Origin of the sequence: Mycoplasmopsis gallinacea, from assembly GCF_012220205.1 — a bacterium.
Lineage (GTDB): Bacteria > Bacillota_I > Bacilli_A > Mycoplasmatales > Metamycoplasmataceae > Mycoplasmopsis > Mycoplasmopsis gallinacea_A.
In genome coordinates this window covers 379495-395421 of record NZ_CP047225.1, presented here as the reverse complement: position 1 = coordinate 395421, position 15927 = coordinate 379495, and the positions used below count along the sequence as shown (strand labels likewise).

General features: G+C 27.7%; 14 protein-coding genes. 2 read left to right on the top strand and 12 right to left on the bottom strand.

What is annotated here, in order from left to right; translation table 4 throughout:
* The first annotated feature begins 102 nt into the window (after positions 1-102).
* Positions 103-1731, top strand: coding sequence for an IS1634 family transposase (locus GOQ20_RS01540; protein WP_167845132.1), 1629 nt, complete (start codon positions 103-105; stop codon positions 1729-1731).
* Positions 1732-2871: 1140 nt separating this feature from the next.
* Here the strand turns inward: GOQ20_RS01540 and GOQ20_RS01535 are convergent.
* Positions 2872-4050, bottom strand: coding sequence for an IS30 family transposase (locus tag GOQ20_RS01535; protein WP_167845067.1), 1179 nt, complete (start codon positions 4048-4050; stop codon positions 2872-2874).
* A 245-nt stretch (positions 4051-4295) separates the two neighbouring features.
* Positions 4296-4487: a 50S ribosomal protein L28 gene (rpmB, locus tag GOQ20_RS01530; protein ID WP_129620398.1), complete on the bottom strand. Its 192-nt coding sequence runs from the start codon at positions 4485-4487 to the stop codon at positions 4296-4298.
* Positions 4488-4965: 478 nt separating this feature from the next.
* Between rpmB and GOQ20_RS01525 the strand changes: the two genes are divergently transcribed.
* Entirely contained in the window at positions 4966-6630 is a 1665-nt protein-coding gene (locus GOQ20_RS01525) for a DUF2130 domain-containing protein (RefSeq protein WP_167845131.1), read from the top strand.
* Positions 6631-6778: 148 nt separating this feature from the next.
* Here GOQ20_RS01525 and GOQ20_RS01520 read toward each other — a convergent pair whose 3' ends face one another.
* From GOQ20_RS01520 to GOQ20_RS01475, 10 genes are all read right to left on the bottom strand, one after another.
* Positions 6779-7879 carry a YihY/virulence factor BrkB family protein gene (locus GOQ20_RS01520; protein WP_167845130.1) on the bottom strand — a complete coding sequence of 367 codons (1101 nt, stop codon included), beginning with the start codon at positions 7877-7879 and terminating at the stop codon, positions 6779-6781.
* A gap of 5 nt (positions 7880-7884) precedes the next feature.
* Positions 7885-9309, bottom strand: coding sequence for an Asp-tRNA(Asn)/Glu-tRNA(Gln) amidotransferase subunit GatB (gene gatB / locus GOQ20_RS01515; protein WP_167845129.1), 1425 nt, complete (start codon positions 9307-9309; stop codon positions 7885-7887).
* The gene (locus tag GOQ20_RS01510) at positions 9309-10628 is read right to left on the bottom strand and encodes an amidase family protein (protein WP_167845128.1); all 1320 of its coding nucleotides are present in this window, start codon (positions 10626-10628) and stop codon (positions 9309-9311) included. Before GOQ20_RS01510 ends, gatB begins: the two co-directional genes overlap by 1 nt.
* A gap of 2 nt (positions 10629-10630) precedes the next feature.
* Positions 10631-10933 carry an Asp-tRNA(Asn)/Glu-tRNA(Gln) amidotransferase subunit GatC gene (locus GOQ20_RS01505; RefSeq protein WP_129620393.1) on the bottom strand — a complete coding sequence of 101 codons (303 nt, stop codon included), beginning with the start codon at positions 10931-10933 and terminating at the stop codon, positions 10631-10633.
* An 11-nt stretch (positions 10934-10944) separates the two neighbouring features.
* A complete protein-coding gene (locus GOQ20_RS01500) occupies positions 10945-11793 on the bottom strand; it encodes a pseudouridine synthase family protein (RefSeq protein ID WP_167845127.1) in 849 nt (282 codons plus the stop codon).
* Between the two features lie 45 nt (positions 11794-11838).
* Entirely contained in the window at positions 11839-12411 is a 573-nt protein-coding gene (scpB, locus tag GOQ20_RS01495; protein WP_129620392.1) for an SMC-Scp complex subunit ScpB, read from the bottom strand.
* Complete coding sequence (locus GOQ20_RS01490) at positions 12401-13168, bottom strand: segregation/condensation protein A (protein WP_129620391.1); 768 nt, start codon at positions 13166-13168, stop codon at positions 12401-12403. Before GOQ20_RS01490 ends, scpB begins: the two co-directional genes overlap by 11 nt.
* Positions 13161-13922: a lysophospholipid acyltransferase family protein gene (locus GOQ20_RS01485; RefSeq protein WP_233091236.1), complete on the bottom strand. Its 762-nt coding sequence runs from the start codon at positions 13920-13922 to the stop codon at positions 13161-13163. The genes GOQ20_RS01490 and GOQ20_RS01485 overlap by 8 nt, the downstream gene beginning before the upstream one ends.
* Positions 13923-13937: 15 nt before the next feature.
* Entirely contained in the window at positions 13938-14246 is a 309-nt protein-coding gene (locus GOQ20_RS01480) for a holo-ACP synthase (protein ID WP_167845126.1), read from the bottom strand.
* Positions 14247-14328: 82 nt separating this feature from the next.
* Positions 14329-15882, bottom strand: a complete 1554-nt coding sequence (locus GOQ20_RS01475) for an MAG3240 family lipoprotein (RefSeq protein ID WP_167845125.1) — start codon at positions 15880-15882, stop codon at positions 14329-14331.
* Positions 15883-15927 lie beyond the last annotated feature (45 nt).

Genomic DNA, 15927 nt, shown 5'->3' with positions numbered 1-15927 from the left:
TATTTTTAGGCTCATTTTTTTATACATATATCAAAGATATATGAGCTAAAGAAAAAAATATTTTTTACTTACATTACACACATAAAATGATATAATAAGAGCATGAGTTACAGTTTATGCAAGAAAAAACAAAATGGAAAATATTATTTAGTTTTAGCTATTTCTAAAGGTTTTAAAAAAGGTTATGGAAATCAGATTGGTCTAGGATACTGAGAAGATATCAAAGAAAAGTATGGATTATCTTCAATTGATGATCTGAAAGAAATAGCGAAAAAAGTAGATACATCTTTAGATAAAGCTGTTGCAAAAGAAGAATTTTTTAAATTATTAAAACCCACTTCTGTAAAAACAAGTATCCAAAATATTGGAGTTGATTTAATTTATAAAGTTATTAAAGAATTAAATTTATTTTCAGCATTACCAAAAAGTAAACATAAATCGTTAGAAGAGGTTTTGGAATTTTTCATAGCAACTAGAATTATCCTTCCAAGAAGCTATATGTCACAATATAAAAATAAAAGTGATTTTATAAATGATATTAATGTTAAAAAATCATCAATATATAACTATCTTGATGTTATTTTCGAAAATAAGAATTCTGTTTTAGTCAATTTATTTCAAAAAATAAATGAATTTACAAATCGTAATAATAAAGTTATTCACTTCGATAACACAACAGTTTATTTTGAAAGCTTTACAAGAGAAGGGATAAGAAAAAACGGTTTTTCAAAAGACGGAAAACACAATGAAGATCAAGTAGTCATAGCAATGGCTGTAGATGAAAACGGAATACCAATACACTATAAAGTTTTTCCAGGTAACACAGCTGATGGTAAAACAATGTTATCCTTCGTTTTAGAACTTCAATCAATCTATAAAATAAAGGATATTACAATAGTTGCAGATCGTGGAATAAATAACAACGCAAACTTACGTTTCCTAGAACAAAAAGGAATTAAATATATATTCCAAAAAAGATTAGATACATTAAGTATCGGGATGAAAAAATTCATTCTTGAAGACAAATATTATGTTTTTAGAGACGAAATGTTTTGAAAAGAACAAATTGTTGAATCTGTTTGAAACAAAAATAGATTTAATGGTAAATACAGAAAATGATGTGTGTTTTTCAGTCCTGGGAAAAAGACTTTAGATAAATTAAAAAGAAATAATTTTATTGATAAATTGAATAAGAAAACTGTAAATGGAGAACTCCCACTTAGTTCTTTAGTTCCAGAATATAAAAAGAAATACATGGACATTGATGGTAAAACAGTAGGTAAATTAAATTGAGAGAAAATTAAGAAAAAAGAATCTGAAGATGGTTTTTACATTATAGAAACCAATATTCTAGATTTAACACCAGAAAAAGCTAATGAAATTTACAGAAAACAATGAAAAGTAGAAGAAAATTTCAGAACATTAAAATCTTCTTTACAAGTTAGACCTGTTTTTGTTCATAATGAACAGCATATACTTGCGCATCTTTTATTATGTTTCATTGCTCTTGTTGTTTTAAAATACTGTCTTTACAAATTAAAGAAATATTATGAAATCAATGGAGAAATACAAAAAGTGACGTTAGATTTATTTGTGGATTCATTAAGAATGATGACTATAACAAAAAAAGAAGTAAATGGAAAAGTGGTACAAGAAATAATTAATGATTTGGATGAAAACCACAAAGAAAATATAAAAATTTATAAAGATTTTATCGCATGTATGAGTTAATTCTATGTGTGTAATTTTAAATGTAAAAAAACGAATACACCTCATTTATAGATGTATTCGTTTTTTATAGTGTCTCAACTTGGAAACTCAGGAAGCATTTGAAAAAGCAACAAAAGAAGCTTTTAAATAAGAGTGCAAAAAATAATCATCACTTCTAGTGGTGATTATTTATAAAAAAACGAAGACAAATTATCGATGTCCTCGTTAGATAAAAAAATATAAGAAATAAGTAAAAAATAAAAAATTAAAAATTTAGGATATTTTCGCGTTTACAAAATAAATAAAAGACTAGGCTAAAATCCTGAAATACACAAGCAGGAAGACTGGAGGGAAAGAAAGGGAATAAAAAAATAAAAAAGGGGAATACCAATATTACAGCCTGTAAAAATACAAAATTCAAGAATGTTTTTAACAGTATTTTAAGCCTTTGTTTAATAACATTTTAAACAATCAACGAATAAAAAATATTTGAGTGAGAGAACATAAAAGAATTTACTTTTATGTAAGTTGAGAAATATCAAATTTTTAACTTTAAAATACGATAAACGGGGGTATTTTCACCCCGGTATTAATTATAATACAAAATAAAATTAAAAATTGGAAAAGTGACGCGCAAGTTAAGTGTCAAAAAAATAACAATGCTTTTTTAATGTTTAAATTATAAAAAAATTAGAGCTAAAAATGAATAAATACTGACAAAGGTAAAATCAAAATTGCAAGCCCTTGTGGCTTGTTTTCTTATAAATTTTGAAGTTCTTTTGCTTCTTTTCTCCGAAAGAAAAGAAGGCCTGTGCGGCAGCGCAATCTTTGAATCTGTAACAAAAGATAGACATAGAACAATACAGCGATAAACTGACATTACACATCAAATGGGCTTCAACCACAAAAATCTAGTTTAGCGCTTAAATACCAAGCTTTCTTTTATTGCTATTAATTTGAATTTTGAAGTTCTTTTGCTTCTTTTCTCCGAAAGAAAAGAAGAGAAGGCCGCGTGCCAACGCAATTAATGTATTTGTAACAAAAGACTGTCATTACAAGACTATTCTTATTTAAACTGATATTTACACAAAAAATAGTTTTTCTTCACATAAATTTGGTTTAGGTCATCATTCTTGAACTTAGCATTTATTGATATTAATTTTAATTTTCTATTGCTAATATTCTTTTGTATTCATCGATTTGTTCTTTGATTCAAAACACGTATTCTTGTGTGAGTGAATTGAAACTTTTACCCTTCGGAATAAATCTTCTAATGTATCTATGAGCATTTTCAATTGAACCTTTTTGATACGAAGCATAAGGTTTACATTTAAATAACTTTTTCTTACCTACCACTTTATGAAGAAGTGTGTTTTCACTACCGTTATCTACTGTTAAGGTTTTTATTTCGAGATTGTATTTTCTTATTAACATCCTTAATGCTTTGTTAATTGATTTTGCATCTCTTTTTGTTAAAGCAATGTATAACTCTCTAGTTTTACGATCTAAAAGTGTGAAAAGAACAAACTTATCTTCTCTTTTACCAACTACTGTATCAGCTTCAAAATGACCTTTTTCTAATCTTAAATTTGCTTCTTTAGGTCTATATTTTACGTCTCTAGCGTGTATCAATGACCTTTTACCTTGCTTTAATGTAGTTTTTGTATAACCACCTCTTGATAAATATAAAAGCGGGTCAAAAGAAAGTTTTATTCTTTGTTGCTTTAGAGCTTTGTAAACTGTGCTAAATGTAGGACAAAAAGCATTTTGATTTGTTTGTTTAAACGAGTTAATCATAAACTTAACAGACATTTTACATTTAATGTTTTTAGAGTTTTTGCTTGCTTTTTTTCTTAATTCTTTAGTTACATCGTTTCAATATTTCTTAAAGTGACTTCACTTATTTTTTTGTGATTCTGACACTATCATTAACCTTTTGGTTTTATAACTAAGCAAATGATTTGATAGTTTTCTGAACGAGAGAAATTTAGTTATAAAAATTTTAGATCCGCAAATTTTGCAAATAACTTTATTTTTTAGGCTTTTATGATAGTCATTTTTTTCAATCATTATTTCCATTTTTTGCTTAACCGTTCTAGATTGATAACCAAAATATTTCGCCGCTTTTGATACTGAATTCAACAATAGAACTTTCAAAATAATTTCCCACATTAAGAGTATAGATATTTGTTTATCTCTAAGCAACCTTTTAGACGAAACATTTGAGTGAAGACGTTTTATCTCATCATCAGATTCTTTGATGATGAAGTGACGGAAGTTTTCAGCATTATTTTTTACACAAATAATATTTTGTTTAGATAAATCTATTAATTTTTTCATATAATAAAAATGTGTCCTTTCTATTTAGCATTATTATTTTACACAATGGACACAAAAAAGTCACACGCATTAAATTTGCGTGTGACTTTTCTAATTTATATACAAAATAAAATAAAAAGTTCTAAATTTAGGGTGTGAAGTTAATTATTTTCCAACTTTTGATTTTTGATATTTCTTAAAATAATTGCTTATTTTAAGCTAAAAAATAAATAAAAAATCGCTTGATCAAGGCGATTTTTCAATGATTAAATTAATCCTTTTAATTTAAGAGTTTTTAATGTTTTGGCACTAACTCTTAATGTTTGAGGTGTACCATCAATTGTAACTTTCACTTTTTGAAGGTTAACATTGAATTTACGTTTTGATGCGTTCATAGCATGTGAACGTGTGTTACCTGATAAAGGTCCTTTACCTGAAAGAACGTCTCTTCTTGCCATATTGAATCCTTTCTATTTATTAGCTAATAATTAGTCTTGTTTATTCATATTTCAAGACGTGCCTTTAAATTATAGCAAAAAAGTTAATTTGTGAAAAATAAAATTAACCAAGGTTTTTCTTTATTAAATAACAAACAAAATGTCACATGTTTTCTTTCTATTCAAAAATTTACCGATTGTAAAAAAATTTTACAAAGGTTTTAATAAGAAAATTTTGATCCAATATTTTTTCCATAAATTTAAAGTGAAATATACTTGACTCATTATTAAATAAATAATAGTTAACTTAGTAATAATATTTATTTAATAATGGTTTTTGAATATATTTTGGAGCGCTCAAAAAATAGCTCTATTTTGCATCAAAATTAACAAGATATATCAACAGTCATTTTTAGTTTTTTTTGTAAAAATTCTGTTATTTCTGACCTTCTGAGAGTAAAGGTATATATAATTAAATTAGATATACGGAGGTGTGATTATGGCAAAAGAAATAAAAATTAAATTAATTGATAGTAAAGAGTTAATCTTCCAAATTGAAGAAGATGCTCAAAAAGGTGATTATTTTAACATTAAAGAGGCATTTGATGTTGATTATTCAGAATTAATCAAAGCAATTGAAGAAGGAAAAAATGATGAATATAAAAGATTAGTTGAAAATGAGAAACAAAACTGAGAATCTCAAATTGAATTAAATCCTAAATTCAAGCAAGTTAAAGATTTGCTTTCACAATTTGAAAAAAGAAATGAATTGTTACAACAACAAATTGAACAAATCAAAAGTGATAGCAAAAAGAATGAAGAATTACTTAAATCAAACCATCAAAATGAAGTTAGTGCAAAAACTACAAACTTAAAAGAAAGTTATGAACAAACAATTAACCAGTTAAGATCTGAAGCTGAGTTATTGAAAGTTGAACTCCAAAACACAAAAGAAAATCTAGAATTACAAATTCAAAATAAAGTAAGCGAAAAAGAAAAACAAATCCAAGATAAATACTTACAAAGTATTGAAAAAGAAAAAGAAAAAATTAGCAATTTAGAAAAAGAAAAAGAAAAAGAGCTAGGTGCGTTAAAAGTTCAAATTACAGAACTTCAAAAAAATCAAGAAAATGCCGAATTACAAGTAGAGAAAAAATACTTAAACCTTCTTGCCGACGAAAAACAAAAAGTAACTCAATTAAAATCTGAGCAAGAAGCTCTTAAATTAAAATACGAAAAAGAAGTGCAAATAGAGTTAGAGAAAACTAAAAATACTTATGAAGAAAAAATCTTAGAAAAAGAAAAAGCAATTGCGAAATTAGAAAATGCAAATCAGGAATTATTAACAAAAAAAACATACTTAAGTACAAAACAGCTTGGAAATAGCTTTGAAGATGCTGTTTATCAAACTCTTAGAGATTCTTTCGGATATTCACAAACAATTAAAATTGAAAAAGCTAAAATGGTTGCTGATGAAGATGGTAAAAAAACAGCAGCAGACTTTTCTATTGAAATTTATGAAAATGCAGATTCAAAAGAACCTATCGCAAAAATTGCTGTAGAAGCTAAAACAAAACAAGAAAATTCAACAACTAATATAAAAAATGAAGATCACCTTAAAAAATTAGAAAAAGATAGACAAAAATCAAAATCAGATTATGCTATTTTAGTTTCTGAACTTGATTTTAAGGAGGGGAACTTCTACATTAATAACCCTCGTGATTACAAAAACATTTACATCTGTAGTTTAGACTTAATCGTTCCGGTTGTAGGACTTTTAATTAATATTTCACAAAAAACTCACTCAATTAAAGCCAGCGAAACTAGAATCGAAGAAAAAGTAAAAATTCTAAGCAAATTTGAAGACTTAAGAGAATATCTTGCAAAACATATGGAAGCTATTAACAAGAGCTTAAATGATATGCGCGCAAGTGCAGAAGCAATTCAAAAATCAGCTCAAAAAATTAAAGATAATGCTGACAAAATTCAAGATAAAGAATTCCGTTTAATGAATAATAAAGTTGACGGATTCAAAATTGAAACACAAGTTAAAAAACTTGAAAAATTAGGAGCTTTTGAATCTTCTGATCCAAAACAACTTCAACATGTTATTGAAGTAAATCCAGAAGAATTCTCTGAATATAACGAGAAAGATGAAGAATAATTAATCATTTCCAAGTTATAAATATAAAAACACCGAATGTGTCTATAAATAAGGCATATTCGGTGTTTTTGCGCAATCTAATTACACACATAGAACCTAAGGCATTTTAAAGTAATAAAAAATCGAAACATTGCTGTTTCGATAATTATTAAAAGTAGTAGAAGAAGCTTTTTTTAGAAATAGTTCTACCACTAATAAAGTTAGAATAATAAGCTTTATTAAATGTAATTCCAAGGAACATAAAGTAAGTAAATAAGTTAATAAAGAAAGCGATAGTAAGGAAAAATCCTACTGCTCCACCGAATTTATCATAACTGAAAAGTTTGTTAATTGACGAGAAAATAATAGCCAAAATCGTAATTGGTAGCGCAGAAATAATAGCTCCACGATATACTGAATTCATCTTTTGTTTAAATGAAGGAGCTAATTGAAAAAGACCTATAAATAGGATGACAAAGAAAATAAATGACATCATAATAAAGTGCACTTCTCTCACAATTGAAAACACGGAAGAGTCTTTATCAAAAATATTTTTTGCCATTAAAGCATCGACTAAGATATGGAAAGTTGAGAAAAATCAAAGAAGCACAGACACAAAAAGCACTAAGAAAAATCCTTTAAGTTTATTCCCGATAAATGTTCCGATTTTTTTATGATCGTAAATGAAGTTACATGAAGAAATAAGTTTAGCATACCCTTCGCTAGAAATATAAAGAGCTGAACCAAGAAGCAATAATTTAGGGATTAAAGTAGCATAAGAGGCTACATTGCTATTTTCTTGGAAGTCTTGAATACCAATAAGGTATTTGACAGATCCAGGCATAAAACGTCCTAAAATGATGCTTCCAAATGATTCTTGAAACTTACTTGATGAAAGACCGATAAATGGTGTAATTGACACTGTTAAGTTATTTAGAAGAAATACAACATAAATAACAGGTACGAATGAAATTAACAAATAAAAAGCAGTGGAAAGTCAAATAAAATTATATTGTCTTGATGAAAAATCTTTATAAACGGTATTGATAACATTTTTCTTTTTCTCACCTTCATTTTCATCTCTCACTCTAATGAAAATAGTGGAAACTATCTTGATGAAAAACTTAATGATTTTTTCATAAAACTTCTCAATAGCATCAAATTTTTCTGGTCAAATTAAGTTAAGGTGAAAATCTTTAAAAACTTTTCGTTTTTTATTGATTTTCACAAGTTCTTTATAGTTTAAAGTTTTTTTTCTTTTTCAAAACATAACAATTATTTTTTGAATTTATTTTTTAAAAATTCAACTGTTGAATCATTTGCAAGTTGTGGGTTAATTTGTCCACCAGTTTTTTTCATCATAGCACCTAAAATAAATTTAACAACTTTTTCAGGACGATTTGGATATTCGCTAATTAATTCTTCATTTCCGTTAATAATTTCTGAAATAAGATTGTTAATTAATTTAGGATCTGAAATTTGTTTAAGATTTTCTTTTTCTAAAAGCTCGTTAACATCACCTTCAAAGCCAGCTAAAAGTGGAATAAGTTTTTTAAGTGACTTACCTGAAATAACACCTTCTTCAAGTAATTCTAATGACTGCTGGATAAATTCAGGTTTGATTTTAAGCTCAACTGGATGAATTCCTTTGGCATTAGCAAGGGATACAACTTCAGCAAAAAATACTTTAGAAAGTTTATCTTTATCTGGATAAGGAATTGAATCAAAATATTTTGAAAGCTCAATATCGTCAATTAAGCTTTGAACATAAATGTTTTGGATATTGCATTCTAAATATCTATTTTTCTTCTCTAAAGGAAGCTCTTTTAAAATCACTGAATCAATAAATTCTTTTGACAGCTTAATAAATGGAATATTTGGCTCTGGGAAGTATTTATAATCAGTTGTTCCTGTTTTGGTACGCATAACAACATTGATGTTTTTTTGGTCATCAAAACGCTTGGTTTGTTGAAGAATTTCTTGGTGAGTAAGAATTTTTTCTCTTTGAAGCGCAATTTCATATTCGATTGCTTTTTTAATATTTGAAAGCGAGTTCATATTTTTAATTTCAACTTTTGTCCCAAATTCTTTGGTTCCAAAAGGTCTAAGCGAAATGTTAATATCAGCTCTTAATGATCCTTGCTCTAATTTACCTTCAGAAATTTCTAAAGCAAGCACTGTTTTTTTGATCATATCGACATACGCCGCAGCTTCATCTGCATTTTTAATTGTTGGATAAGACACAATTTCAATAAGTGGAATTCCAGCGCGGTTATAATCGAGCTTTGTTCCGTTTTCATCATGGTGCTGTCTTGCAGTATCTTCTTCAAGGTGAATTCTTTCAATTTGAATTTCTTTAAGTCCATTTGAAGTTTCGATGCTTAAGACACCATTTTTACCAATAGGTCTATAATACTGAGTGATTTGGAAACCTTTAGGTAAATCTGGATAAAAATAATTCTTACGGTCAAAGTGAAGTTCATCATCAATTTCCATTTTTAAAGCTTTAGCTAAAGCTACAGCGTATTTAACTGCTTGTTTATTAATAAGTGGAAGCGTACCTGGATAACCTAAATCAATTTGATTTGCACAAGTATTTGGAGCCGCTTCAAAATCAATTCTTGAAGGAGAAAACATTTTAGTTTGGGTTTTAAGTTCAACGTGGATTTCGATCCCAATAACTGTTTCAAAATTATTCATTAGTTCCCTCCTTTAATTAACTGTTCAAAGTAATTAGCATAGTTTAATAACTCATTATCTTGATAAATTTGTTTTTCTAAACAAAGGTTAAATGGCATATTATCAAAGCTTCCAAACGGAATTGTAATTGAAGGAATACCCGCTAAATTAGCACCTGTAAGAATATAATCCATTAAGTTTGGTTCTTGCACTTCATCAAATAATGGAGCAATTCCACGATAAGCTGGGTAAATAACCACATCACCTTGCTTTTGAAGAGAGTCAATATAATCTTTAATCACTCTTCTTGCTTTTTGAGCTCTAATAAAGATTTCCTCTTGGTTTTCACTATATAAGAAATAACTTCCTAAAGTTAATCTTTCTTGCACCATTTTTCCAAATTTCTCAGAACGAGTGTTTTTCATAATTTCTTCTCAAGTGTTTCCATTCACTCTTGAACCAAAGCTAATTCCTGTAAGATTTGATAAATTTGAAGAAGCTTCAGAGAAGCTTACTACTTGGTACACAATTTTAATAGCTTTTAAAATGTCATAATTAGGATTAATTTTAAGAACTTCAACTTGCTCATTTTCAAGCTTTTTGAGTAAGTTATCAAAAGCTTCATTCACATAAGAATTACAAAAGATACTAAAATCTAGGGCTACAACTTTTTTAGGTTTGCTTGTTTGAAGTTTATTAAGCTCAACATTAACACTTGTCATATCTTTTTTATCTTTACCAAACATCGCTTTAGATGCAGCAAAAATATCATTTACATTGTGAGCAAAGTAAGCTACTGTATCAAGCGAAGAAGCATAAGCAAACATTCCATATCTACTAATTGCTCCATAGCTTGGTTTAAACCCTACAACCCCTTGGAATGAAGCTGGAAGACGCACACTATCACCGGTATCACTACCTAAAGCAATTGACACATTTTCAGTAAGAGTTACAACTGAACCTGAAGAGCTTCCTCCTGAAAATCTTCTTGGATCTAGTTTATTTTTTACAAGACCAAAAGCACTATAAGTTCCAGTTCCACCTAAAGCAAGCTCGTCATTATTTACTTTAGCAGCAGCAATAGCACCTGCATCTAAAAGTTTTTGCACTGCAGTTGCATTATAAAATGGATTGAAGTTTCCTAAAATTTTACTTGAAGATCTTGTTGGAGCATTTTTAGTAGCAAAAACATCTTTGATAGTAATTACGCTACCATTTAAAATACCTTCGCTATCTTCTCTATAACCATTTTCATACACAAAAGCCACAGCATTATTATGATCATTTTTAAGCTCAATGAGTGCTTTTTCTAAGTTTCCTTTTTGTTTTACTAATTTCATTTTTAATCGACCACCTTTGTTGTAATTACAAATGAATCATCTTTTTCAGTTGCGTTTGCTAAGATTTGTTCTTTATTAATGCTTGGTAAGCTTGCTGGTTCATCTTCTCTTAAAAAATCAATGTGTAACTGTTCATTTATATGTGTCATTGGCTTAACATTTTCTAAATCTCAAGCTTTAATATCTTCAAGATCATTTTGGATTGTCTCTCATTTTTCTAAGATACCTTCAATAACTTCTTTGCTTGGTTCAAGCATTAATGAGTTAACTATTTCATAAAGTTTTTCTTTACTAATGTGTTTCATTGTAGCTCCTTTTATCATTTAGGGTGCGAGATAAACTCTAAACCATTTAAATATTTTAAAGCACCTTCAAGGCCATTTAATTTTAAATAATATGAATGTAGCATTAAGCGCTTAGCTTTTTTGCCACCATATTTTTTATCTCCGTAAATTGGATAACCTAGGAATTTTAGGGCAATTCTAATTTGGTGCTTTCTTCCAGTAAGAATTTCTGCTTCTTTTCTTTTACCATCATAAGTTAAAATAGTATGTGCCATTTTTGAATTTTTTCTTTCTTTAGTGCTAAATTTTAACTTCTGAGTTTCTTTATCAATATATTGATAAAGCACCACTTCTTTTTTATCATAATTAAAATCGCTTATAAAAAGATATTTCTTAGTGAAGTTATTAGTTGCATTATTGAATTGCACTACAGCTTCATAAGTTTTTCCGTACACAATAATTCCGCTGGTTTCTTTATCTAACCTTCCTATGTGGCTTGGTTTAAAGCTATCAGTTTTTTTGTATTTTAAATAGCTAAGAACTTGATTATCTAAGCAATTATCACCATCATGGATGCTAATACCTTCTTTTTTGTCAATGACTAAAATATTAGCATCCTCGTGTAAAATAGTGAAATTGTGATTTACCTTGATAATTTCTTCTTCTTTAGAAACATCGCTAATTCCATAAACTCAAATTTGATCACCTTCTTGAACAACGTAGTCTTTAGGAAGATTTCTTCTACCATTAACTTTGATATCTTTTTTTCTAAAAAGTTGCTCTAATTTGCTTTTAGGAACATTGTCAAAATATTTACTTAGAAGTTTATATAAACTTCTTCCTTGATCATTTTTAGTAGCTGTAATTTTTTCTAATTGCATAAATTTCCTTTAAATAATAAAAAATCCTATTAAAAAATAGGAAATTTAATCTTGTCTTTGACTTGTAAATAAATTGAAGTCTTGATCTTCGTTTTCAACTCCATCAACATAGTTGAAGTCTCTCATTTTAGGTAAATCAGTCATGTTTGTTAATTTAAAGTGGTCATAAAATTTAGGAGTAACTCCATAAAGAACAGGATTTCCTTGTGTTGGTGAAACCCCAACTTCTTCAATAACTCCTTTAACTAAAAGTGTGTTAACAACTTGATCAGAAGCTGCACCTCTAATTTTTGCAATTTGGCCTCTAGTAATTGGTTGCTTGTAAGCAACAATTCCTGCCACCTCAATAGCAGCATTTGAAAGTCTTTGTTTTTTTGTAACATTTACCATTTTGCTAACAAAATCTTTAACTGTTTCTCTAGTTGCTAATTTATACACTTCATTAAAAGCAACTACTTTAAGCCCTCGATCTTGCTCGTTAAAATCTTTATGAAAATCTACTAAAACTTTTTTAGCTTCGCTTAATGTATTTAAGTTAAAAATTTCTTTTACTTGCTCTAATGTTAACCCTTCATCCCCTTGAATGTATAAAAGAGCTTCTAAAATCTTATTTTTCATATTCAGGCCCCCTTTTGATAACAATTTCCCCAAATTGTTCTTCTTGCTCAATAATTAATTTTTGTCTTCTTGAAAGATCAAGCACAGCAATTAATGTAACCACAAAGTGATTTAAGCTAGGTAAAGTAAAAACTTCTTCAAAAGAAAGGGTTTCTTTCTGTTTAAGTAAGTTCATAATAAAATCAAATTGATCTGCCGGTGTAAGCTTAAATGTTTCTAGCTTAGTCATTCTTAATTTTTGAGCATACACTCTTTCAAACATTTTTCGAAGTGTGCTTACAAGTTTAACAATGTTTGATTTTCCATCAAGTCGTGCATCATTTGAATCCACCACAAATTCATCAATGTTACTTGGTTTTTTAATAAAAATATCCTGGCGAGCATCTTGGAAAGTTTTTAAAGCTTCCTTAATTTCTTTAAATTGTTGATATTCAATAAGTTGTTGAATAAGGTTCTGTTTTTCTTCTTCAACTTCAGCTACTTCTTCCGGTTCTTCAAGAATCATTTTAGCTTTTAATTGAATCAAGGTAGCTGCCATTAAAAGATAATCTCCAGCTAAGTTAATTTCGCTATCTTGAAGGTGTTTAATAATTTGTAAATATTGGGTTGCTATTTCAGCAATGTCCACGTCCATAATGTTTATTTTTTTATCCTTTACAAGTGAAAGCAATAAATCTAATGGACCATCAAATTTACCGATTTTAAATTTATACTCTTCTAGTTTCTCAAATTGAAGTGTATTTTCTGTATTATTCATTTTTATCTATTTCCTCTTGAATTAATTTTCTTACTCTTTCAGCAACAGCTTTAGGATCTTGAGTCATGTAAGCAATTGGTTTTAATGGATTTAAAAATGATACTACTACTTTTAAACGACCTTTTCTACCTTTATTAAATACAGTTTCGCTACCGTTAATTGCGACTGGAACAATTGTGTAATAATCATTTTTTGCTACCTTGAAAGCTCCAGAATTAAATTTACCAAGTTCTTTACCTTTAACTCTTGTCCCCTCAGGGAAAATAACACCATAAGTTTTATTTTCCTTAACAAAAGCTGAAAACTCTTTAAGAACTTCTAAACTTTCTCTAAAGTTACTACGATCAATAGCAAAAGCATCATTTAATGAAAGTGCATTTCTAAGAATTCTTCAATCTAATAGCTCTTTTTTAGCTAAGAAAGTTGGAACTTTTCTTTCTTTATTTGGATCATCTTGCACCTTTCATAAAGCTGCCATAATTGCTAATGAATCAGCGTTTGATTTGTGGTTTGGTACAAGCATTACATTACCTGAACTAGGAAGATTGTCAGCGCCAAATACTTCTAAATCAACATTATAAATGTCTAAAATTTTACGTGAAAGCTTGCTTAAAAAATCATTTCTTAATTGTGCAGGCACATTCTCAGGTGTTTTACGATATTTTCTAGATAAAGAAAAAATCCTTCTAAGTCTATTTAATCATGGAAATACAAATAAAATTTTCTTGAAAATTGGTTTTATTGTTAACTTCATTTCCCCTCCCTAAAATTAATCATTTTCAACCACAAAAGCAACAATGAAGTCATCATCATGTGAAATTGAAATGCTAAAGTTTTTAAAAACTCATTTTTTATCTTCTTTAGACAAATCAATTTCGGTAAATTTAGCATAATCATTATTTGCTTTAAAAATTGCTTCTTTAATTGCTCATGAACGAGCTAAAAAAAGAGGTTTTCTTTCTTTTGGTACTTTTTTATAAATTGCTAATTCTGAAATAGATAAAATTCGCTTTGCGAAATTAATGTCTTTGTTAGCAAAGCGAGATATTTTAGTTAAATCTACCCCAATATTTTTCATATTAAAAATATTATAATTTATTAATTAAATAAAAATAATAAATTTATGCAAAAAATAGGCTTAAAAAGCCTTTTGCAATTTGTTATTTTGCTTTAGAAAATCCTTTAAATCCTTTAATTGAATATTCAAATTCATCGTAAGTTAATTTATTTTTTAAACCTTTAATTTTGACATTCACATCAATTATTCCAGCTTGGTTTTGGTTTATTTTTGCATCACTAAATTCCACAATAAGGGGTTCAAAAAGTTCTCCTGGCATATCAAAATTAATTAAGTATCCATTAATGAAAGTTGAAGCTACTCAATTTAAAAATAGCAGTTGATTTTGATTAGAATAATAAAACTCATATGGATCAATTTCACTTTGCTTTTTACCTCAAAATGCAACTTTGGAGCTTAATTTTTCAATAGATAAATCTAAGTTATTAATAAGAATGTTTTTAAAGTCACTGTAACTAATTTGGCTTGAACCAATCATATTGCCTTGCTCATCTTTTTCATATGAATTATAGTGATATAAGTCAAAAAGATCATCATTATCAATGCTTGTTTTATAACCATTAAAAAGGTGTTTATGAGATGAAAAATCAATTGAATAAAGATAAGTGTTATCTAATAAATTCCCATTTTTATCAAATTTATTCAAGTAGATCTTATTAATTGAATTTGAGTTATTAAGCAAATTAGTACTGCTTGAATTTTCTATATCTATTTTAAAGGTGTATTTGCTGTTGATGTAATTAGGAACACTTACTTTAAAGTAATCTTTAGCTTGTTCAAGAAGTGCTAAAAAACCTTTTGCTGTCATTTTATAATCTAAAATACCATTTTCTAAAAGGTCTTCAACATCTCTAACACCTAATAAATTATTATCAAGAGCAATATTAAAGCTTTGAACTTGTTCATTAAATAAAGCAACTTGATCAGGAATTTCTAATTTAAACGAAGTTGGAAAGCTTGAAGCACGGTTGTAGTTAAAAAAATCAAAAAGAAAAGCAGAAGAATTTTCAAAAATTAATTTGTCATCTTGATCATAAAAAGAAATTTGTAAATAAAGTTTATTAGACGAAGAATTAAGTGGTTGAATGTTTACCCTTTTTAAACTTTTTCCATTGAATTTATAGGCTTTAAAGTAAAAAGTTAAAATCTTTTCTAAATAATTGATTTGTTCTTCGTTATTAATAAAACCAATCATTCTCATGTTGTTTATTTTGATAAGATTAGGAAAAATAGAATAATATTTATCGATGTGAGAAATTATGTCTAAAAGGGCTAATTGAATATTTTTAACATAGAAATTACCGTTAAAAAAGTCTTTTTTTATAGAGTTGATTTTGTTCTTACTTAATTGTAATGCAAGTGAATCTAAATTGTAGGCATTATTAAAAAGCACATTAAAATCAGAAATATTTTCTAAATATTTCTCTTGAAAGTTATTCTCTGATATTAATACAGTTTCTCCTTTTTTGTAAAAATTACCTAACTCTTTTAGAAAAAGAAATTGATCTTTGTTGTAAATTTGCTCATTTAATTCTTTTTCAATTGTAATTTTTTGAGCTTCATTGCAACTAATAAAAACACTTGGGATTACAAGTGTGGATAAGGAAAGTAAAAAAATTTTTTTGTTTTTTCTCATATCTAAATTATATTGAATCATTATTTTTGTATACAAAAAAATCCA